This window comes from Sphingobium sp. Z007 (genome assembly GCF_900013425.1).
In the GTDB taxonomy this organism is placed as follows: Bacteria; Pseudomonadota; Alphaproteobacteria; order Sphingomonadales; family Sphingomonadaceae; genus Sphingobium.
Window position 1 is genome coordinate 683,598 of sequence record NZ_FBXK01000001.1, and the last position, 19,236, is coordinate 702,833.

Genomic DNA, 19,236 nt, shown 5'->3' on the forward strand with positions numbered 1-19,236 from the left:
GCATCTGCGCCGGTTCACACCTCCTACACATTATCCACATATGAAATCAATTTTTATATTTCATAATCCAAAATGTGCGAGTAATGGGATGTCGTCTTGTTACCGCTCCCAAAGCGGCGCGAGACGAAAAGGGAAGGTTTTCGGCGGCCCGAAGCGGTCGCGAATCGAACGCTCCGATCGGGGCGTCAGGGAGAGGAAGGGTTTCATGACCAAGATCACGCCTATGCCGCGTCGCGCCGCTTTGCTGGCCGGCATCTCGATCGCCAGCATAGCGCTGGCGGCCAATGCCCATGCGCAGGATAGCGCCCCGCCACAGGCCGCCGCCTCGGAAGAAGGCGACATCGTCGTCACCGGGGTCCGCGCCAGCCTGTCGAGCGCCCAGGCGATCAAGCGCAACAGCGACGTCATCGTCGATTCGATCGTCGCCGAAGACATCGGCAAGCTGCCCGACCGCAATGTCGCCGAAGCGTTGCAGCGCATTCCCGGTATCCAGGTCCAGCGCCGCTATGGCGAAGGCAGTTCGGTCGCGATCCGTGGCTTGACGCAGGTCCGAACCGAATTGAACGGCCGCGACATTTTTACCGCCAGCGGCGCCAACCAACTGAGCCTGGAGGATATTCCGTCCGAGCTGCTGGCCGGGATCGACGTGTACAAGAACCCGTCGGCCGACCTGATCGAAGACCAACTGTCCGGCACGATTAATTTCCGCACCCGCAAGGCGTTCGACTTTGACGGCTTCAAGGCGGCGGCGTCGCTGACGCAAAGCCATTTCGACCTGGTCGACAGATATCGGCCGTCGGCCTCGCTGATGCTTAGCAACCGCTGGGACACAAGCATCGGTGAGATCGGCATCCTGGCGAGCGTTTCCTATCAGAAGACCGCCTTCCGTCAGGATACGATCTCGACCGAGCCTTTCTACACGCTCGACCCCAGCGTCCCCGCCGACGCTGCCGTGCTCGCCACCCTGGGCCGCACCGGCCAGGTGACCACGCTGCCCCACGGCACCGGCATTGGCGAAGTCTATGGCGACCGTCGCCGCCTGGGCACTGACCTGTCGGTCCAGTGGCGCCCCAGCGACACGCTGGAATTGACCGCCGAAGTCTTCCGGTCGGACTATAAGTTCCGCTACGACGACTATAGCTTCTTCGCCTACACCTCCACCAGCGCGATCCAGCCGCAACCCGGCGCGCCGTTCACCTATGCCGACAATGGCGATTTCCAGAGCGGCACCTTCATCAACCTGCCGGTCGGCAACAACACCAGCGCGGAAACGCGCCAGTCCAAGACGACCGACTATTCGCTGAACCTGAAATGGAAGCCCAGCGCGAACCTCACCGTCACCGCCGATGGCCAATATGTCGACGCCAAGACGAAGAATCTGCGGTCGATCTTCGGCCTGAACGGCACTGCCGATACGCTGTATCAGGATATTTCGGGATCGGTGCCGGTCGTGAATATCGGTTCGGCTACCGGCCTTGCCAACCCGGCGACCTACAACAGCGCCTTTTATCTCGACAACCTGAACGAATCCAAGGCGTCGGATAAAACGGCGCGCCTGGACGCCGAATATCGGTTCGACGCGGGGATCCTCTCGTCGATCAAGGCAGGTATCCGCTTTGCCGATCGCAAGAACCGGACGATCGACACCGGCTATCGCTACACCGGCCTGGCCGGTATCCCCAGCCAGCTGGAAAATGTCGACCTCAGCAACTTCTTCCGCGGCGACGCCGACCTGTTCGGCAACATCATCGCCTTTAACCGCGGCATCATCCGCAACTATCAGGATACGCTCGACACGCTGGGTATCGCCGGCCCGCCGGCCTATGTCCAGAGCGGCACCAACGCCCAGCGGCAGAAGACCTGGACCGGTTACGCCACCGCCTTCTTCAAGACCGATCCGGTCGACGGCAATATCGGCGTCCGTGTGGTCCGCACCGATCTCGACGTATCCGGCTTCTACCAGCAGATCGCGATCATCCAGAATCCCGACGGCACCGAAAGCAACGGCCCGGCCGAGTTTAATCCGATCAATGCGTCGCGCAGCTATACCTCGGTGCTGCCCAGCCTGAACCTGCGCGTCCACCTGGCCGACGACCTGCAATTGCGCCTGGCGGCGGCGAAGAATATTGCGCGGCCCAGCTTCAGCCAGTTGAACCCCAGCCTCAACATCACCGAACCCGGCCGGGCGCAGCAGGACCAGTTGCACCTGACCAGCGGTGGCAACCCCTATCTCAAGCCAATGAAGTCGGACAATCTCGACCTGTCGCTGGAGTGGTATTTCTCGCGCACCGGCTCGCTGACGGCGGCCGGCTTCTACAAGAATATCAAAGACTATATCCAGACCGCCGTTACGCCCCGCGACGTGACCTTCAACAACGGCAACACCTATGAATATCAGGTCACCTCGTTCAACAATGTCGCCAAGGGCAAGGTGAAGGGCTTCGAACTGGCCTATCAGCAGTTTTTCGACTTCCTGCCCGGCCCGCTCAGTGGCCTCGGCATGCAGGCGAACTTCACTTATGTGGATTCAAAGGCCCCGTCTCCGGCAACCACCGGCCCGGTCGTCAACGTGCCGCTGGAACTGCTGTCGAAATATAATTATAACATCGTCGGCATCTACGAACTGGGCGGCTTGTCGGCCCGCGTTGCCTATAACTGGCGCAGCAAATATGTTGTCACCACGGCGGGCAACGGCACCGGCAACCTGCCGATCTTCAACAAGCCGTTCGGACAGCTGGATGCATCGGTCAGCTATAATGTGACCCCGCAATTCGCCCTGGCGGTGGATGGCGTGAACCTGACCAATACGCGCCGATCCACCTATTTCGGGATCGACAGCCGTCCGCGCGACGTCGTCGTCAATGATCGCCGCATCAGTCTGACCGCCCGCATCACCTATTGATCCGCCGCGCGGGCGTTTCTAGCGTCCCCCCCTCGGCAGACCGGACCGCGATGCGGCCGGTCTGCCATTTTTTGCAAGAGAGGATGGTCGGATGGACAGGCAGGAAGCGGGCGTCGAAGGGCGCAGGACCGAACGCAGCAGCCGCACGGCGATGGTCCTGACCACGGGCCTCTTCTTCCTGTGGGGGGTGGCGAACAATCTCAACGATGTGCTGATCGCCCATTTTCGGCATGTCTTTACGCTGTCCGACTTCCAGTCGGGACTGGTCCAGTCGGCCTTTTACCTAGGCTATTTCTGCTTCGCCATTCCCGCCGCGCTGGCGGCGGAGCGGCTGGGCTATAAGGCGACGGTCATCATCGGGCTGCTGTTATTTGGCGGCGGCGCGCTGCTGTTCCTGCCAGCCTCGATGCAACTGAGCTACGGCTTCTTTCTCTTTGCGCTGTTCGTGATCGCCAGCGGCCTGGCGTTCCTGGAGACGGCGGCCAATCCGATGGTCGCGGTGATGGGACCGGGGGACGGTTCCGCGCAGCGGCTCAACCTGGCGCAGGCGTTCAACCCGCTGGGGTCGATCGCGGGCGTGGCGCTGGGCGCGACGCTGATCCTGTCCGATGCACCGCAACGGGGCACGGCGGGCGCAGCGGCGGTGCAACTCCCTTATCTTGGCATCGCGCTGGTTGTGCTGGGCTGGGCGACGGTTCTGGCCTTCACGCGCTTTCCGCATGCGGCCACGCAGGCGGACGGCGGCGGCGGGGCGGCGCTCGCTGGTTATGGCGCGCTGCTGCGTCGGCCCCGCTATATGGCAGGGGTGGCCGCGCAATTTTTCTACGTCGGCGCGCAGGTCGGCATCTGGAGCTATCTGATCCGTTACGCAGAAAGCGTCGTCCCCGGCATAGGCGCGCAAAAGGCGGCCTGGCTGCTCACCCTGTCGCTGGCGCTGTTCATGGTCGGCCGCTTCATCGGCGCGGCCTTGCTGTCGCGCTTTGATGGCGCGCGGCTCATGGCGCTGTTCGCGATCATCAACATCGTCTTGTCGCTGGTGGCGGTGAGGGGCGGGATAGTCGGCCTTGCCGCTTTAGTGGCGACCAGCTTTTTCATGTCGATCCTGTATCCCACGATTTTCGTCCTGTCGCTCCGCGGCTTGGGACCACTGACCAAGGCGGGCGCATCGATGATCGTGATGGCGATCATCGGCGGCGCGGTGCTGACCATGGCGATGGGGCTGCTGTCCGATCTGGCCGGCACGATCCGCGCGGCGATGATCGTGCCAGCACTCTGCTTCGCGGTCGTGGCGCTCTATGCCCGCGCCGCGCGGCGGGAGGGGGCGGCATGATCCCCAGTTTGGGTATGGGCACCGCGCCCATCGGTAACCTCTATCGCGCCGTCAGTGACGCGGAGGCGCGCGTTACGCTGGACGCCGCCTGGGACGCGGGCATCCGCTATTATGACACCGCGCCCCATTATGGCTTCGGCCTTGCCGAACGGCGGCTGGGCGCGATGCTGGCGGCGCGCGATCCGGCGGGCGAAGCTGTGCTATCGACCAAGGCCGGTCGCCTGCTCGTACCGACCGATGCCACGGGCGAACGCCATGGTTTCGTCAATGCCGATCCCTATGAGCCGGTCTTCGACTATGGCCATGACGCGGTGGTACGATCTTTCGAGGGCAGTTGCGCGCGGTTGGGGCGCGACTGGATCGACCTGCTGCTCGCCCATGATCTGGGCCAGGCGACCCATGGCGACGATCATGAGCGCCACCTGCGCGCCTTCCTGAACGGCGGCTACCGCGCAATGTGCGACCTGCGCGACGCAGGCGCGATCGGCGCGATCGGCATCGGCGTCAACGAAGTCGCAATCTGCGATGAGATACTCGACCATGTCGCCCTGGACATGATCCTGCTCGCCGGGCGCTATACGCTGCTCGATCGCAGCGCAGAGCGACTGTTGGCGCGGTGCGCGGCATTGGGCGTTCAGGTCATCGTCGGCGGTCCCTATAATAGCGGCATATTGGCGCGCGACCTAACCGGCCCGCTGCATTTCGACTATGCCGCCCCCAGCGCCGACATTCTGGACAAAGCGCAGCGCTTGTCGGACGCCTGCGCCGCCCTCGATATCCCGCTGCCCGCCGCGGCTCTGCAATTCCCGCTCCGCCATCCCGCGGTCGTCAGCGTCATTCCCGGCCTGGTCGGTGCCGATCAGGTCGCCGACACCATGACCCGCCTCTCGACGCCCTTGCCCGATCCACTCTGGCCCGCGCTGGACGCCTCACTGAAAGACACGGCCATGGTGCAGGACGATGCCCGCCTGATCCTGCTGCACCCGGACGATAATGTCCTGATCTGCGTTCGCTCGATCGAGGCGGGCGATATTCTCCCTGTCTCCGGCGGCACGATCCCGGCGCGCGAAGGCATCGCCATCGGCCACAAGATCGCCCGCGCGTCATTGAGCGCCGGGGACAAGGTCATCAAATATGGCGCACCAATCGGGTCGATGACCGCCGACGCCACCGCCGGCGATTGGGTCCATATGCACAATATGAAAAGCGACTATATCAGCAGCCATACGCGCACCGCGCTGGAGGAGGGGACATGATCCAGGCCTGGCTCCGGCAGGATGGGCGCAAGGGCATCCGCAACGTCGTTGCGGTCGCCTATCTGGTCGAATGCGCGCATCATGTCGCGCGCCGGATCGTGGACAAGGCGGACGATCCCGATGTCCAACTGATCGGCTTTCCCGGCTGCTTCCCCAATGCCTATGCCGCCAAGGTGATGGACGCGATCGCCACCCATCCCAATGTGGGTGGCCTCGTCATCGTGTCGCTGGGGTGCGAGAGCTTCAACCGCGAGCGGCTGCTGGCGGTGGCGCGGGCGAGCGGGCGGCCGGCCGAACTGCTGGTGATCCAGGAAACCGGCGGCACCGCCGCGACGATCGCGGCAGGCGTGGAAGCGGTAGCGCGGGTGCGCGCCACCATCGCGGACGTGCCGCGCGGGCCGATGACCGTGGACGAACTGATCGTCGGCACCATCTGCGGCGGGTCGGACGGGACCAGCGGCATCACCGCCAATCCGGCGGTCGGCCGCGCTTTCGACCGGCTGGTCGCGGACGGGGCGGCCTGCATCTTCGAGGAGACGGGCGAACTGGTCGGGTGCGAGACGATCATGGCAACACGCGCCCGCACCCCCGAACTCGCCGTCGCGATCGAACAATGCGTGCAGAAGGCGGAACGCTATTACACGATCATGGGCTTTGGCAGCTTTGCGCCCGGCAATGCCGAAGGCGGCCTGACGACGCAGGAAGAAAAGTCGATGGGCGCTTATAGCAAGTCCGGCTCATCGACCATCGACGGCATATTGAAGCCTGGAGACCTGCCCCCGACCGGCGGGCTGTATCTGCTCGACGTCGTGCCAGATGGCGAACCGCGCTTCGGCTTCCCCAATATCTCCGACAATGCGGAGATCGTGGAACTGATCGCCTGCGGCGCGCACCTCACCCTCTTTACCACCGGCCGGGGATCGGTGGTCGGATCGGCCATTTCGCCGGTCATCAAGATCTGCGCCAATCCCGACACCGGCCGTCGCCTGGCCGCGGACATGGACATCAATGCGGGCCGCATCCTGGAGGGCGAAGCGACGCTCGAACAGGTCGGCGCGGAAATCTACGACAAGGTGCTGGCCGTCGCGGCGGGCGAACGGAGTATATCCGAACAATTGGGCCATCAGGAGTTTATTTTGACCTACAAGGCGTTCGACCCCATCGGTCCCGACTGTCTGCCCACGAAGACCGGACTGGGCGCGCGCGCATGAGCGGCCGGCTGTCAGGCAAGGTCGCGCTGGTGACCGCGGCGGCACGCGGCATCGGCCGGGCGACGGCGGAGCGCTTCGTGGCGGAAGGGGCGCATGTGATCGCGACTGACAGGGACCGCGACGCGCTCGAAGGGTTGGAGGGCTGCGACCTGCGCGCGCTCGACGTGACCGACGGCGCGGCGGTGCGGGCGCTGGCGGCGCAGGTCGGCGCGGTCGACATCCTCGCCAATATCGCGGGCGTGGTCCATGCCGGCAGCATCCTCGACTGTCCGCAGGAGGATTGGGATTTCGCCCTGTCGCTCAACATGACGGCCATGTATCACACGATCCGCGCCTGTCTGCCGGGGATGGTGGAAAAGGGCGCGGGCGCGATCGTCAACATGTCCTCCATCGCCAGTTCGGTGAAGGGCATCCCCAACCGCTTCGCCTATGGCGCCAGCAAGGCCGGCGTCATCGGCCTGACCAAGGCGGTTGCCGCCGATTTCGTCGGGCAGGGGATACGCTGCAACTGCATCTGCCCCGGCACGATCGACACGCCTTCGCTCCAACAGCGCTTGCATGACACCGGCGATTATGCGGCGGCACAGGCGGCGTTCGCCGCGCGCCAGCCGATGGGGCGTTTGGGCCGGGCGGAGGAGATTGCCGCGCTGGTGCTGTATCTCGCCAGCGACGAAGCGTCCTTCACCACCGGCGCGGTCCATGTGATCGACGGCGGGTGGGTCAACTGATGCGGCACGTCCTGCTGATCGACCTGGCCGACGAGGCCGACGCCATCGCCCAATATGAGGCGTGGCATGCATCCGGCGCGCTGCCGCCCGCAATCGGCGCCAGCATCCGCGCGGCCGACATCACTGCCATGGACATCTACCGCAGCGGCAATCGCCTCGTCATGCTGATGGAAACCGGCCCCGGTTTCGACCCTTTGGCCAAGGCCGCCGCCGACGCGGCCGATCCGGCGGTGCAGGCGTGGGAAGCGCAGATGAGCGCTGTGCAGCGCCCGCTCCCCTGGGCGCTGCCCGACGCTAAATGGACCCCGACGACCCGCATCTTCTCCCTCGACGAACAACCCTGAAAGGCCCCTCGATGACCTTCACCCGGACCCTGGTCGCCGCCTCCCTACTGCTCGCCACCCCCGCGCTGGCGCAGGGCGACACGCCCCATATCGCAACCAAAGCCGGCCGCCACGCGCTGATCGTGGACGGCGCGCCCTTCCTGATCTTGGGTGGGCAGGTGAACAATAGCAGCAATTATGCCGCGCCGCTGGCAAAGGTTTGGCCGGTGCTGGACCGGATCGGCGCGAACACGGTCGAAGCGCCGATCGCCTGGGAGCAGGTCGAGCCGCAGGAGGGTAGGTTCGATTTCAGCTTCGTCCAGACGTTGCTGGACGAAGCGCGCAAGCATGACAAGCGCATCGTCCTGTTGTGGTTCGGCGCGTGGAAGAATACCGGCCTGTCCTATACGCCCGCCTGGGTGAAGCTCGACAATCGCCGTTTCCCGCGGATGAAGACTAAGGACGGGCAGGATCATGGCGTCCTCTCGCCCCATGGCGCGGCGACGCTGGCGGCGGACAAGCGCGCCTTCATGGCGCTGATGACCCATATTCGCGACCATGACGCCCAGAATACGATCATTCTGGTCCAGCCGGAAAATGAGGTCGGCAGCTACAAGAACCCCCGCGACTATAGCGCGGCGGCGCAGACATTGTTCGATGGTCCGGTGCCCGCGGCGCTGACCAGGGCGTTGAAGAAGTCGGCCGGCACCTGGGCGAGCGTATTCGGCGACGCGGCCGATCGCGCCTTCAACACCTGGCATACCGCCCGCTATATCGAAGCGCTGGCCAGCGCGGGCAAGGCGATCAAGCCGCTGCCCATGTATGTGAACGCGGCGCTGGGCGACCCCTTCGCCAAGCCCGACCCGCAAGCGCTGTCTAGCGGCGGACCGCAGGGCGATGTGATCGACATCTGGAAGGCCGCGGCTCCCTCGGTCGATTTTGCCGCGCCCGATATTTACGATCGGGCCAGCCGCAACGTCTTCAAGCATCTCGATCTCTACACCCGGCCCGACAATGCGCTGATGGTCCCGGAAATCGGCAATGCGGCGGAATATGCCCGCTATTTCTGGGCGGCGCTGGGGCGCGGCGCGATCGGTTTTTCGCCGTTCGGCATGGATGACACGGATTATTATAATTATCCGCTGGGCGCCAAACGGCTGGACGAAGCCACGCTGGACGCCTTCGCGCAGAAATATCGGGCCTTGGCGTCGGCCCCTTGGGCCAAAATCGCCTTCGATCATCCGGTCTGGGGCGCGGCCAAGCCCGACGACGGCGCGCCGGTCAGCACGCAAATGGGCGACTGGACCATCACCGCCAGCTTTGGCCAATGGCAATTCGGCCAGCGCGAATGGTTCCCCAAGGCAGACCTGCCGGCCTGGGCGACCGAGCAGACCGGCGGCGCGGTGGTCGCGCAATTGTCGGCCAACGAATTTCTCTTCACCGGCGACCATGTCCGCCTGCACTTCGCGTCCAAGGCTGGCAGCGCGCCGGGCGGGATGATCGTCAAGGTGGAGGAGGGGCATTTCGACAAGGGCGCATGGGTCATGGACCGCGTGTGGAACGGCGACCAGACCGATTATGGCGTGAATCTCGTCGACAAACCGGTATGGATCAAAGTGACGATGGGCCGCTATCGCTAATATCGGCGGGCGGGGCGCTAGACTGGGCAGGCACCAGCGACAGGGCAGGGCTGTCCAGCTCGCAGGGCGCCTGTCCTTCGATCAGGTCGATCAGGTGGCGAGTCGCCATTTCCGCCATGTCGCCGAACGGCCGTGCGACGGTGGTGAGCGAAGGGGTCAGCATCTCCGCCACGATGCTGCCATCGAAGCCCACCACCGACAGCGCGCCGGGCACCGCGATGCCATGTTCAGCCGCGACCTTCAGCACGCCCGCCGCCATGATGTCATTGGCCGCGAAGATGGCGGTGGGCGCAGGTGACGCGGCAAGCAGCCGACTGGCCGCCGCCATCCCCGCGGCCAGGCTATAGTCGCCCTCCACCTCCACCGGCGGCGCAACGCCCGCCTGCGCCAGCGCCTCGACAAAGCCCGCGCGCCGCTCGATCGCCGAAATCATATCCTGCGGCCCGGTAATCATCGCGATCCGCCGGTGCCCCAGCGCCAGCAGGTGGCGCCCCACATCCCCCGCCGCCTGCCGCTCGCGCGACAGCAACACCGCGCCATAGCCCTCGATCGGCACCGCCGAAATCGCGACCGCCGGGATATGGTCGCCCTGTAGCGCCGCCGGCAGCCCCGCCATGTCGGACACCGGCGGCATCACCACCAGCCCGTCCACCCGCGCGCGCCGGCAAAAGCCCAGCACATCGCGCGCTGCGCCAGGATCGCCGACCGGCACGCTATGGCAGATCACCTCATAGCCGCCCCGCGTCGCTGCGCGCCCCACGCCGCGCTGCACGCTGTCCAGAACCAGCGCGTTGCGATCATTATGCACCATGCCGATCAGGAAGGACCGCCCCTTGGCCAACGCACGGGCGCGCAGGCTAGGCCGGAAATTAAGCGCGTCGATCGCGCTTTGAATGCGTGCGCGCGTCTCCTTGTTGACGTTGGGCGACTGGTTGAGCACCCGCGACACGGTGCGGATCGACACGCCTGCCAGCGCCGCCACATCGACGATCGTGGGTTCATTGCCGCCAGTGCTGGGTCCATGATCGGGCATGACGGCTTTCCTGGGCAATGTCGGGACGCCGCCTGCTCTATGCGAGCGCGAGCGTCCTGACAATCACGCCGCGCTGGCCAGCGACCGCGCCGGCGCGTCAGGCAGGCGGTACGCCTTGCGCACCAGATTAAAGGTCAGGTCCACCGCCAACTCCTGCGCCTCCCATTCCCGCAGCCGCCCCTCCGCCACCAGTCGCGCCAGGAAGGCGCAATCGACCCGCCGGGCGACATCATGCCGCGCCGGGATCGACAGGAAAGCGCGGGTATCGTCGTTGAACCCGACCGTGTTGTAGAATCCCGCCGTCTCCGTCGTCATCTCGCGAAACCGCATCATGCCTTCGGGGCTGTCATGGAACCACCAGGCCGGCCCCAGCTTCAGGCAGGGATAATGGCCCGCCAGCGGCGCGAGTTCGCGGGCATAGCTGCTTTCATCCAGCGTGAAGAGAATGATCGACAGCGCCGCTTCATTGCCGAACCGGTCCAGCAGCGGCTTCAATCCCCCGACATAATCGGTGCGCGAGGGGATGTCGGCGCCCTTGTCGCGGCCATAGGCGCGGTGCAGCCACGCATTATGGTTGCGGCAGGCGCCGGGGTGAATCTGCATCACCAGCCCGTCGTCCAAGCTGAGCCGCGCCATTTCGGTCAGCATCTGCGCGCGGAACAACTCTGCGTCCTGCGCCGTCCACGCTTTGCCGATGATGCGGTCGAAAAGGGCGGCGGCGTCCGCATCGGACAGGTTCGCCGTCCGCGCGCTTTGATGGCCGTGGTCGGTGGAGGTCGCGCCCATGGCGATGAAATCTTGCCGCCGCTTGGCATGGGCGCGCAGATAGCCCCGCCATGTCAGCACATCCTCCCCGGTCAGGTCCGCGAAGGCGGCCAGGCTGGGGTGAAAATCCTCATGCTCTGGGTCGACCACGGCGTCGGGGCGATAGGCGGTCACGACCTGCCCGCCCCAGCCCGACGCGCGGATCGCCTGATGATGGTCCAGCCGCTCATGCGCGCCTTCGGTCGTGGCGATCAGTTCGATATTGAAGCGGTCGAACAGCGCCCGCGGGTGAAAGGCCGGGGTCGCAAGTAGTTCGCCGATTCGGTCATAATAATGGTCGGCGCTCGCTTCGGACAGGATGACATCGAACCCGAAAACCTCGGCAAAGACGTGGTCCAGCCACAGGCGGGACGGGGTGCCGCGGAACAGATGCTGGTTGCACGCGAAGATGCGCCAGGCCGTGCGCGGATCGGCGTCGCCCGGCACGCCATGGGCGGGCACGCCCAGATCCTCCAGCTTCACCCCCTGGCTGTAGAGCATCCTGTAGAGATAATGATCCGGCGCCAGCAACAGCGCGGTCGCATTGTCCCACGCATCATTGGTTGCAAACCAGGCAGGGTCGGTATGGCCATGCGGGCTGACGATCGGCAGCGCGGCGATGCTGTCGTACAGCGAACGGGCGATCGCGCGCGTGCCGGGGTCCGCCGGAAAAAGCCGGTTCGGGTCGAGCGCAAGATGGGTCATGACATCATCTCCTTGGGACTTGTGCCAGCGTTGGCACAAATGCTATCACCGCGCAATGGAGACGATGACAGCCCCCCCGAAACCGACCCTGGAAACCCTGCCCGATGCGGTCCAGATCGCGCCGGACGACGATGTCGCCATGGCGTTGCGCGCCTTGGAGGCAGGCGAAACCATTCATGTCGCCGGACACCCGATCGACGTCACTGAGCCGATCGGCAGCGGCCACAAGGTCGCCCTGCGCCCGATCGCGGTGGGCGAACCCATCCGCCGCTATGGCTGGCCGATCGGCAGCGCGACTCGGGCGATCGGGGCGGGCAGCCATGTCCACAGCCACAACCTCCACACCAATTTGAAGGCGGAAGAGCCGTACAGCTTCGTGCCCCTGCCTCCTGGCGATCCAGCGCCCGCCGACACGCGCTGGCGGTTCGACGGCTATCGCCGCGCCGACGGCAGCGTCGGCACGCGTAACGAGATATGGGTCATCCCCACCGTTGGCTGCGTCGCCCGCACCGCGGAACGGATCGCCAAGCAGGCCGCGGACCGCCATGCCGGGCGGATCGATGCCGTGCTGGCCTTTCCGCATCCGCTGGGCTGTTCGCAGCTGGGCGACGATCTCGACGCCACAGCACGGCTGCTGGCGGCGCTGGCCGCCAATCCCAATGCCGGCGGCGTCTTGCTGATCGGCCTGGGCTGCGAAGAGAACCAGCTCGCCGCGCTGCTGGCGCGCATCCCCGCCGAACGGCGCGACCGCGTCCGCAGCGTCGGGGCGCAGATCAGCGCCGACGAATATGCAGCGGCGGAAAGCGCGATAGACGAACTGGTCGCCATCGCCGCGCAGGATCAGCGCACATCGGTCGATATCGGTGCGCTGCGCCTCGGCCTCAAATGCGGCGGCTCCGACGGACTGAGCGGCATCACCGCCAACCCGCTGATCGGTCGCGTCGCCGATGTCGTGACGGCCGCGGGTGGGCAGGCGATCCTGACCGAAATCCCGGAGATTTTCGGCGCGGAACGCCTGCTGATGCAGCGTGCGGCGGACGAACCGGTGTTTGATGCGCTCGTCGCGCTGGTCAACCGCTTCAAACGCTATTTCATCGACCATGGCGAACCGATTTCCGAAAATCCCAGCCCCGGCAATGTCGCGGGCGGCATCACTACGCTGGAAGAAAAATCGCTGGGCGCAGTGCAGAAGGGCGGCCATGCGACGCTCACCGACGTCCTCGCCTATGGCGAAACTTTGCGTCGTCCGGGCCTGACCCTGCTGGAGGCGCCGGGCAATGACGCGGTATCGACCACCGCGCTGGCGGCGGCCGGGGCAACGATGACGCTTTTTTCCACCGGGCGCGGCACGCCGCTCGGCAGTCCGGTCCCGACGCTCAAACTCGCCACCAACCACGACTTGGCCCGGCGCAAGCCCGGCTGGATCGATTTCGACGCCGCCCAAGTGTTGGATGACGGCCTGGACGTTACCACCGACGCCCTCATGGCGCGCATCTGCGCCATCGCGTCGGGCGAACCCGCGCGCAACGAGCAGAATGACGAACGCGACATCGCCATCTGGAAGCGCGGCGTCACCCTCTGACCTTCTTGCAGGATCATGCCATGACCCGATTGTCGCCCGACACTTTAGGCGTGCTGCCCGCCGCCGTCGCCCGCCCCTCCTACGACCGCTCGCAGGTGAAAGCCGGCGTCGTGCATCTGGGCATCGGCGCGTTCCATCGGGCGCATCAGGCGGTGATGGTCGACGATGTGCTGGGCGCGGGCGAGCTGCGCTGGGGCATCCGCGCGGTATCGCTGCGTTCGCCCGCCGTGCGCGACCAGATGGTGCCGCAGGACGGCCTCTACCATCTGCTGGTGCGCGACGGCGCTGATGTCGCGACCCGCCTGATCGGCGCAGTGCTGGATGTCACCGTCGCGCGCGAAGACCCCGCCGCCGTGGTCGCGATGCTGGCTGACGCCGACACCCATATCGTCACCCTGACCGTGACGGAGAAGGGCTATAAGCTCGATCCCGCGACCGGCGCGCTGCTGGCGGACGATGCCGATCTGGCCGCCGATCTCGCCAGCCTCGCCGCGCCGCTTACCGCACCCGGCTTTCTGGTGGCGGCGCTGGCGCAGCGGCGGGCCAAGCGATTGCCGCCTTTCACTGCCATCTCGTGCGACAATCTGCCGCGTAACGGCCACAGGCTGCGCGGCGCAGTGATCGCGCTCGCCCAGCGGCACGATCCGGCGCTGGCGGACTGGATCGCGGAGGAAGGCGCTTTTCCCGAAACCATGGTCGACCGCATCGTCCCCGCCACGACTGCGGAGGATATCGCCGCCTTCGCCCGCGAGTATGGCCTTGTCGATCAGGCGCTGGTCAAGAGCGAACCCTTCACCCAATGGGTGATCGAGGATCGTTTCTGCGGCCCGCGCCCCGATTTCGGCCCCGGCGTTCAAATCACCGCGGCGGTCGCGCCATGGGAGGAAGCCAAGCTGCGCCTGCTCAACGGCGCGCATAGCGCCATCGCCTATCTGGGCGGCCTGGCGGGCATCGCGCATGTCCATGAAGCGCTCGAACAACCGGCGATGCGCGCCTATGTCGAACGACTATGGGATGAAGCGGAAACGACGCTGTCGCCGCCCGCCGAACTGGACATCGCCGCCTACCGCCGCGCCCTGATGGCGCGGTTCGACAATAGCGCGCTGATGCACCGCACCCAACAGATCGCGATGGACGGATCGCAGAAACTGCCGCAGCGGCTGCTGGCGACGATCGCGGATCGCCGCGCGGCGGGGCAGGAAATCAGCGCCCTGACCCTGGGCGTCGCCGCGTGGATCAGATGGCAGGCCGGGGTGAATGATCTGGGTCAGTCCCATATCGTGGATGATCCCCTCGCTACCCGGATGGCGGCGCTTCTGGCCGGGCAGGACGACGCGGCCGGCCGGGTGCGCGCGATCTTGACGCTTGAGGCTGTCGTACCCCCGGCGCTGGCGCAGGACACTGCGTTCGCCGCCCTGCTGACCGCGCATCTCTCCAGCCTCGAAGACAAAGGCGCCATGGCCACGCTCATGGCTATGACGCCCCAGCCGGCCTGACGATCAGGCGGCGTCGACCAGCACGATCTCGCTATCCTCGATCGCGGTCACGCGGATGACGGCCATGTCCTTGATCGCCGCACCGTCGCGGGCGTTGATCCGCTGCCCGTCAATCTCGATCGCGCCGGTTGCCGGGACCAGATAGGCCTTGCGGTCGGCCCCAATCGGATAGTCGGCGCTCTCGCCAGCCTTCAGCGTCGCGGCGACCACCCGCGCATCGGTGCGGATCGGCAACGAGTCGTCATCATCGTCGTACCCCGACGCCAGCGTCACGAACTGCCCGGACCGTTCGCCCTTGGGGAAGGGGCGAGCGCCCCAACTTGGCGCGTCGCCCTGGCGGGTGGGGACGATCCAGATCTGGAAGATTTTAGTCGTCACGTCTTCGCGATTATATTCCGAATGGCGGATGCCGGTGCCCGCGCTCATCACCTGAACGTCGCCAGCCTCGGTGCGGCCCTTGTTGCCCAGACTGTCCTCATGGGTGATCGCGCCTTCGCGGACATAGGTGATGATCTCCATGTCGCGATGCGGATGCGGCGGAAAGCCGGTATGCGGCTGGATCGTATCGTCGTTCCACACGCGCAGATTGCCCCAGTGCATCCGGGCGGGATCGTGATAGCCGGCAAAGGAAAAATGATGCTTGGCGTTCAGCCAGCCATGATTGTCGCCGCCAAGGCTGTCGAAGGGACGCAGTTCGATCATTGTCTGTCTCCTGTCGGGCGGAAGGTCGCCGGGATGGCGTCGCCCTGTTGAAGACCTGTTTAGTGCCTGTCCGCTTTCTCGCGCAGACGGATAAAATCAATCGAAATGTTCAATAAAATGGAACAGTTCGCAGCGCTGGAAAAGCGCTGCGAACTGTCCAACTCCCTGTCTTGATCAGGCCTTGAGGTCGAACCGATCGGCGTTCATCACCTTCACCCAGGCCGCCACGAAGTCCTTGACGAACTTGTCGCCCGCATCGGCCGAAGCATAGAATTCCGCCAAAGCGCGCAGTTGCGAGTTGGCGCCGAAGGCCAGGTCGGTGCGGGTCGCGGTCCACTTTTCCGCATGGCTGGCCCGGTCGGTGCCGACGAACGTCTCGTCGCTCGTGTCGTCCACCTGTTTCCAGGCGGTGCCCATGTCGAGCAGGTTGACGAAATAGTCGTTGGTCAATTGCCCGACCCGGTTCGTCAACACGCCATGCTTCGACCCGCCATGATTGGCGCCCAATACGCGCAGCCCGCCGACCAGCACCGTCATTTCCGGCGCGGACAGGCCCAGCAGCTGCGCCCGATCGACCAGCAGCTCCTCCGTCGGCACATTGTAGCGGGTCTGGAGATAGTTGCGGAAACAATCCGCCTTGGGTTCCAGCACGTCGAAGCCGTCGGCGTCGGTCTGCTCGGCGGTCGCATCGGTGCGGCCCGGCGTGAAGGGGACGGTCAGGTCATGGCCGGCCGCCTTCGCCGCCTGCTCGATGCCCACACTGCCGCCCAGCACGATCAGGTCGGCGATCGACGCGCCGTTCTCGCTGGCGATGCCTTCATAGACCGCCAGCACCCGCGCCAATTCGGCCGGTTCGTTGACGTCCCAGTCCTTCTGCGGGGCCAGGCGAATACGCGCGCCATTCGCGCCGCCGCGATGGTCCGACCGGCGATAGGTGACGGCGGATGCCCAGGCGGTCTTGACCAGATCGGCGACCGACAGGCCGGACGCGGCGATCTTCTGCTTGAGCGCCGCGACATCCGCCTCGCCCAGCGCCGGTCCGGTGGCGGCCGGGATCGGATCCTGCCAAATCAGGTCTTCGGCCGGGACTTCGGGGCCAAGGTAACGGACTTTAGGCCCCATGTCGCGATGGCAGAGCTTGAACCAGGCGCGGGCGAACGCATCGGCGAAATAGGCCGGATCGGCGCGAAATCGTTCCATGATTTCGCGATAGGCCGGGTCGACCTTCATCGCCATGTCGGCGGTGGTCATCATCGTGGGCACCTTGACGCCTGGCGTATGCGCCTTTGGCGCCAACGTCTCTTCCGGGTTGCCGACCGGCTGCCATTGCTTGGCCCCTGCCGGGCTGCGCACCAGCTCATATTCATGGTCCAGCAGCATGTCGAAATAGGTCATGTCCCAGGTGATCGGCGTCGGCGTCCACGCCCCTTCGATCCCGCTGGTGATGGTATGGTCGCCCATGCCGCTTTCATGGCCGCTCTGCCAGCCCAGCCCCTGCTGCGCGATGTCCGCGCCTTCGGGTTCCGCGCCGACCAGCGACGCGTCACCCGCGCCATGCGCCTTGCCGAAAGTATGGCCGCCCGCGGTCAGCGCCACGGTTTCCTCGTCGTTCATGCCCATCCGCGCGAAGGTCTCGCGAATGTCGCGGGCCGACTGGAGCGCATCGGGGTTGCCGCCCGGCCCTTCGGGATTGACGTAGATCAGGCCCATCTGGATCGCGGCGAGCGGGCTTTCCAGGACCATCTCCTTGTCGGGCTGGATGCGGGTTTCATTGCCTTCCTGGCCGACCCAATGCTCCTCGGTGCCCCAGTAGATGTCCTTTTCCGGTTCGAACACGTCGCGCCGACCGCCACCAAAGCCAAAGACGGGTCCACCCATCGATTCGATCGCGACGTTGCCGGCCAGGATCATCAGGTCCGCCCAGCTCAGCTTCTGGCCATATTTCTGCTTGATCGGCCACAGCAACCGGCGCGCCTTGTCCAGATTGCCATTGTCCGGCCAGCTGTTGAGCGGGGCGAAGCGCTGCGACCCGGAGGAGGCGCCGCCACGCCCGTCGCCGGTGCGATAGGTGCCGGCGCTATGCCACGCCATGCGGATGAAGAAGGGGCCATAATGGCCATAATCCGCCGGCCACCAGGGCTGGCTGTCGGTCATCAGCGCCGTCAGGTCGGCTTTGACCGCATCATAGTCGAGCGACTGGAACGCTTCGGCATAATCGAAATCATTGCCCAGCGGATCACCCGACAGGCCGTTCTGCTGGAGGATTTCGAGCGAAAGCTGATTGGGCCACCAGTCGCGATTGGTGCGGCCCAGCAGGGTGCGCCGCGCGGCGGGTTCCTTCATCGGACAGCCCAACGGGTCAGAGGTTTTGGCATCCATGGCGATATCTCCTGATCATATCCCTGCCCTATTTGTAGAAGGGGGTCGGCGCGGAACCAAGCCGGGAATATCGCTTTGTCTGATCGATTATATTGGTCGAAATCAGGGTGGCGAGGCCAATATCTGCTGGATCGCTATCCGTGCGCTAACGGGATGGCGAAGCGATTCTCGTCATCGCGGCAGCTTCAGTACGGACCGCCCAATGACGTTCCATGCGCGTAAGGAACTTTGGCCCTTGCCGGGCGCTACAGCCAGCGGAGGTGGTCACATGGCAGCACGCGCATATTGGCAGGGGCAGATCAGGCTGGCCCTGGTTTCCATTCCTGTGGAAATCTATCCTGCAACCCGCTCCGGCGCGGCGATCTCCTTCCGCCAGATACATGAGCCGACCGGCAAGCCGATCAGCTATGAAAAGGTTGTGCAAGGCGTCGGCCCTATCGATCGGGACGAAATCCTCAAGGGCTTCGAAATCTCCAAGGGCAATTATGTTCTGCTGGAGGAGGAAGAGATAGAAGCGGTCAAGATCGAAAGCCGCAAGACGCTGGAACTGGTCCAATTCGTCGAATCCGATGCGATCGATGTCCTCTATTATGAAAAGCCCTATTTCGTGGTCCCGGCCGACGATCTGGCGGAGGAAGCCTATGCGGTGCTGCGCGATGCGCTGCGTCAGACCAAAAAGGTGGGCCTTGGCCAATTGTCGGTGCGCGGCCGCGAGCAGCTTGTGTCCTTGAAGCCTTGCGGTCGCGGGCTGGTGCTCGAAGTGCTGCGCTATGCCGATGAGGTGACGCGCGCCCAGACCTATTTCCGCAACCTGCCAGACGACAAGGCCGACGCCGACCTGCTGGACCTTGCGACCACGATCATCGAGAAGAAGACCGCGCCGTTCAAACCGGAAGAATTTCACGACCGCTATGTCGACGCGCTCCAGCGGCTGATCGAGAAAAAGAAAAAGGCCAAGGGCAAGCGCATCATCGAGGATGTCGAGGAGCCTACGAGCGCCAAGGGCGGCAATGTGATCGACCTGATGGCCGCGCTCAAGAAATCGGTCGGCGATGGCGGCAAGGCTGCGTCCGCGAAAAAGTCCGCCGCAAAATCGACCGCCGCGTCGAAACCCCGCACGCCGGCCAAGCGCAAAAGCGCCTGAG

General features: G+C 65.1%; 14 protein-coding genes. 10 read left to right on the plus strand and 4 right to left on the minus strand.

All coding sequences use genetic code 11. The annotated features are described in order from the left end of the window. The first annotated feature begins 205 nt into the window (after nucleotides 1–205). From CEQ44_RS03155 to CEQ44_RS03185, 7 genes are all read left to right on the plus strand, one after another. A complete protein-coding gene (locus CEQ44_RS03155) occupies nucleotides 206–2,902 on the plus strand; it encodes a TonB-dependent receptor (protein ID WP_088182846.1) in 2,697 nt (898 codons plus the stop codon). 91 nt (nucleotides 2,903–2,993) lie between these two features. Next, nucleotides 2,994–4,232, plus strand: coding sequence for an L-fucose:H+ symporter permease (gene fucP, locus CEQ44_RS03160; RefSeq protein ID WP_254913610.1), 1,239 nt, complete (start codon nucleotides 2,994–2,996; stop codon nucleotides 4,230–4,232). Next, nucleotides 4,229–5,488: an aldo/keto reductase gene (locus CEQ44_RS03165; RefSeq protein WP_088182845.1), complete on the plus strand. Its 1,260-nt coding sequence runs from the start codon at nucleotides 4,229–4,231 to the stop codon at nucleotides 5,486–5,488. Before fucP ends, CEQ44_RS03165 begins: the two co-directional genes overlap by 4 nt. Then, nucleotides 5,485–6,699 carry a UxaA family hydrolase gene (locus CEQ44_RS03170; RefSeq protein WP_088182844.1) on the plus strand — a complete coding sequence of 405 codons (1,215 nt, stop codon included), beginning with the start codon at nucleotides 5,485–5,487 and terminating at the stop codon, nucleotides 6,697–6,699. The genes CEQ44_RS03165 and CEQ44_RS03170 overlap by 4 nt, the downstream gene beginning before the upstream one ends. Beyond that, a complete protein-coding gene (locus tag CEQ44_RS03175; RefSeq protein ID WP_088182843.1) occupies nucleotides 6,696–7,427 on the plus strand; it encodes an SDR family oxidoreductase in 732 nt (243 codons plus the stop codon). The genes CEQ44_RS03170 and CEQ44_RS03175 overlap by 4 nt, the downstream gene beginning before the upstream one ends. Next, complete coding sequence (locus tag CEQ44_RS03180) at nucleotides 7,427–7,771, plus strand: L-rhamnose mutarotase (RefSeq protein ID WP_088182842.1); 345 nt, start codon at nucleotides 7,427–7,429, stop codon at nucleotides 7,769–7,771. The genes CEQ44_RS03175 and CEQ44_RS03180 overlap by 1 nt, the downstream gene beginning before the upstream one ends. Before the next feature lie 11 nt (nucleotides 7,772–7,782). Next, nucleotides 7,783–9,390, plus strand: a complete 1,608-nt coding sequence (locus tag CEQ44_RS03185; RefSeq protein WP_088182841.1) for a DUF5597 domain-containing protein — start codon at nucleotides 7,783–7,785, stop codon at nucleotides 9,388–9,390. Here the strand turns inward: CEQ44_RS03185 and CEQ44_RS03190 are convergent. Then, nucleotides 9,362–10,423, minus strand: a complete 1,062-nt coding sequence (locus CEQ44_RS03190) for a LacI family DNA-binding transcriptional regulator (RefSeq protein WP_088182840.1) — start codon at nucleotides 10,421–10,423, stop codon at nucleotides 9,362–9,364. The genes CEQ44_RS03185 and CEQ44_RS03190 overlap by 29 nt on opposite strands. 63 nt (nucleotides 10,424–10,486) lie before the next feature. Beyond that, complete coding sequence (uxaC, locus tag CEQ44_RS03195; RefSeq protein WP_088182839.1) at nucleotides 10,487–11,932, minus strand: glucuronate isomerase; 1,446 nt, start codon at nucleotides 11,930–11,932, stop codon at nucleotides 10,487–10,489. Nucleotides 11,933–11,996: 64 nt separating this feature from the next. Between uxaC and CEQ44_RS03200 the strand changes: the two genes are divergently transcribed. Further along, on the plus strand, nucleotides 11,997–13,514 hold the full coding sequence (locus CEQ44_RS03200) for a UxaA family hydrolase (RefSeq protein ID WP_088182989.1): 1,518 nt from the start codon (nucleotides 11,997–11,999) through the stop codon (nucleotides 13,512–13,514). Nucleotides 13,515–13,534: 20 nt separating this feature from the next. Continuing rightward, a complete protein-coding gene (locus tag CEQ44_RS03205) occupies nucleotides 13,535–15,010 on the plus strand; it encodes a mannitol dehydrogenase family protein (RefSeq protein ID WP_088182988.1) in 1,476 nt (491 codons plus the stop codon). 3 nt (nucleotides 15,011–15,013) lie between these two features. On the opposite strand, the gene CEQ44_RS03210 is transcribed toward CEQ44_RS03205, so the two are convergent. Continuing rightward, nucleotides 15,014–15,712 carry a pirin family protein gene (locus tag CEQ44_RS03210; RefSeq protein ID WP_088182838.1) on the minus strand — a complete coding sequence of 233 codons (699 nt, stop codon included), beginning with the start codon at nucleotides 15,710–15,712 and terminating at the stop codon, nucleotides 15,014–15,016. Nucleotides 15,713–15,886: 174 nt separating this feature from the next. Then, nucleotides 15,887–18,091 (minus strand): catalase/peroxidase HPI, encoded by a 2,205-nt coding sequence (gene katG, locus CEQ44_RS03215; RefSeq protein ID WP_088189856.1) that lies wholly within the window; start codon nucleotides 18,089–18,091, stop codon nucleotides 15,887–15,889. Nucleotides 18,092–18,359: 268 nt separating this feature from the next. Between katG and CEQ44_RS03220 the strand changes: the two genes are divergently transcribed. After that, nucleotides 18,360–19,235 carry a Ku protein gene (locus tag CEQ44_RS03220; protein WP_088182837.1) on the plus strand — a complete coding sequence of 292 codons (876 nt, stop codon included), beginning with the start codon at nucleotides 18,360–18,362 and terminating at the stop codon, nucleotides 19,233–19,235. Nucleotide 19,236: the final 1 nt, after the last annotated feature.

What these genes read in the sequence shown, in the direction of transcription:
- CEQ44_RS03155 (WP_088182846.1), top strand. Translation starts at nt 206, where the DNA reads ATGACCAAGATCACGCCTATGCCGCGTCGCGCCGCTTTGCTGGCCGGC.
- fucP (WP_254913610.1), top strand. Translation starts at nt 2,994, where the DNA reads ATGGACAGGCAGGAAGCGGGCGTCGAAGGGCGCAGGACCGAACGCAGC.
- CEQ44_RS03165 (WP_088182845.1), top strand. Translation starts at nt 4,229, where the DNA reads ATGATCCCCAGTTTGGGTATGGGCACCGCGCCCATCGGTAACCTCTAT.
- CEQ44_RS03170 (WP_088182844.1), top strand. Translation starts at nt 5,485, where the DNA reads ATGATCCAGGCCTGGCTCCGGCAGGATGGGCGCAAGGGCATCCGCAAC.
- CEQ44_RS03175 (WP_088182843.1), top strand. Translation starts at nt 6,696, where the DNA reads ATGAGCGGCCGGCTGTCAGGCAAGGTCGCGCTGGTGACCGCGGCGGCA.
- CEQ44_RS03180 (WP_088182842.1), top strand. Translation starts at nt 7,427, where the DNA reads ATGCGGCACGTCCTGCTGATCGACCTGGCCGACGAGGCCGACGCCATC.
- CEQ44_RS03185 (WP_088182841.1), top strand. Translation starts at nt 7,783, where the DNA reads ATGACCTTCACCCGGACCCTGGTCGCCGCCTCCCTACTGCTCGCCACC.
- CEQ44_RS03190 (WP_088182840.1), bottom strand. Translation starts at nt 10,423, where the DNA reads ATGCCCGATCATGGACCCAGCACTGGCGGCAATGAACCCACGATCGTC.
- uxaC (WP_088182839.1), bottom strand. Translation starts at nt 11,932, where the DNA reads ATGACCCATCTTGCGCTCGACCCGAACCGGCTTTTTCCGGCGGACCCC.
- CEQ44_RS03200 (WP_088182989.1), top strand. Translation starts at nt 11,997, where the DNA reads ATGACAGCCCCCCCGAAACCGACCCTGGAAACCCTGCCCGATGCGGTC.
- CEQ44_RS03205 (WP_088182988.1), top strand. Translation starts at nt 13,535, where the DNA reads ATGACCCGATTGTCGCCCGACACTTTAGGCGTGCTGCCCGCCGCCGTC.
- CEQ44_RS03210 (WP_088182838.1), bottom strand. Translation starts at nt 15,712, where the DNA reads ATGATCGAACTGCGTCCCTTCGACAGCCTTGGCGGCGACAATCATGGC.
- katG (WP_088189856.1), bottom strand. Translation starts at nt 18,091, where the DNA reads ATGGATGCCAAAACCTCTGACCCGTTGGGCTGTCCGATGAAGGAACCC.
- CEQ44_RS03220 (WP_088182837.1), top strand. Translation starts at nt 18,360, where the DNA reads ATGGCAGCACGCGCATATTGGCAGGGGCAGATCAGGCTGGCCCTGGTT.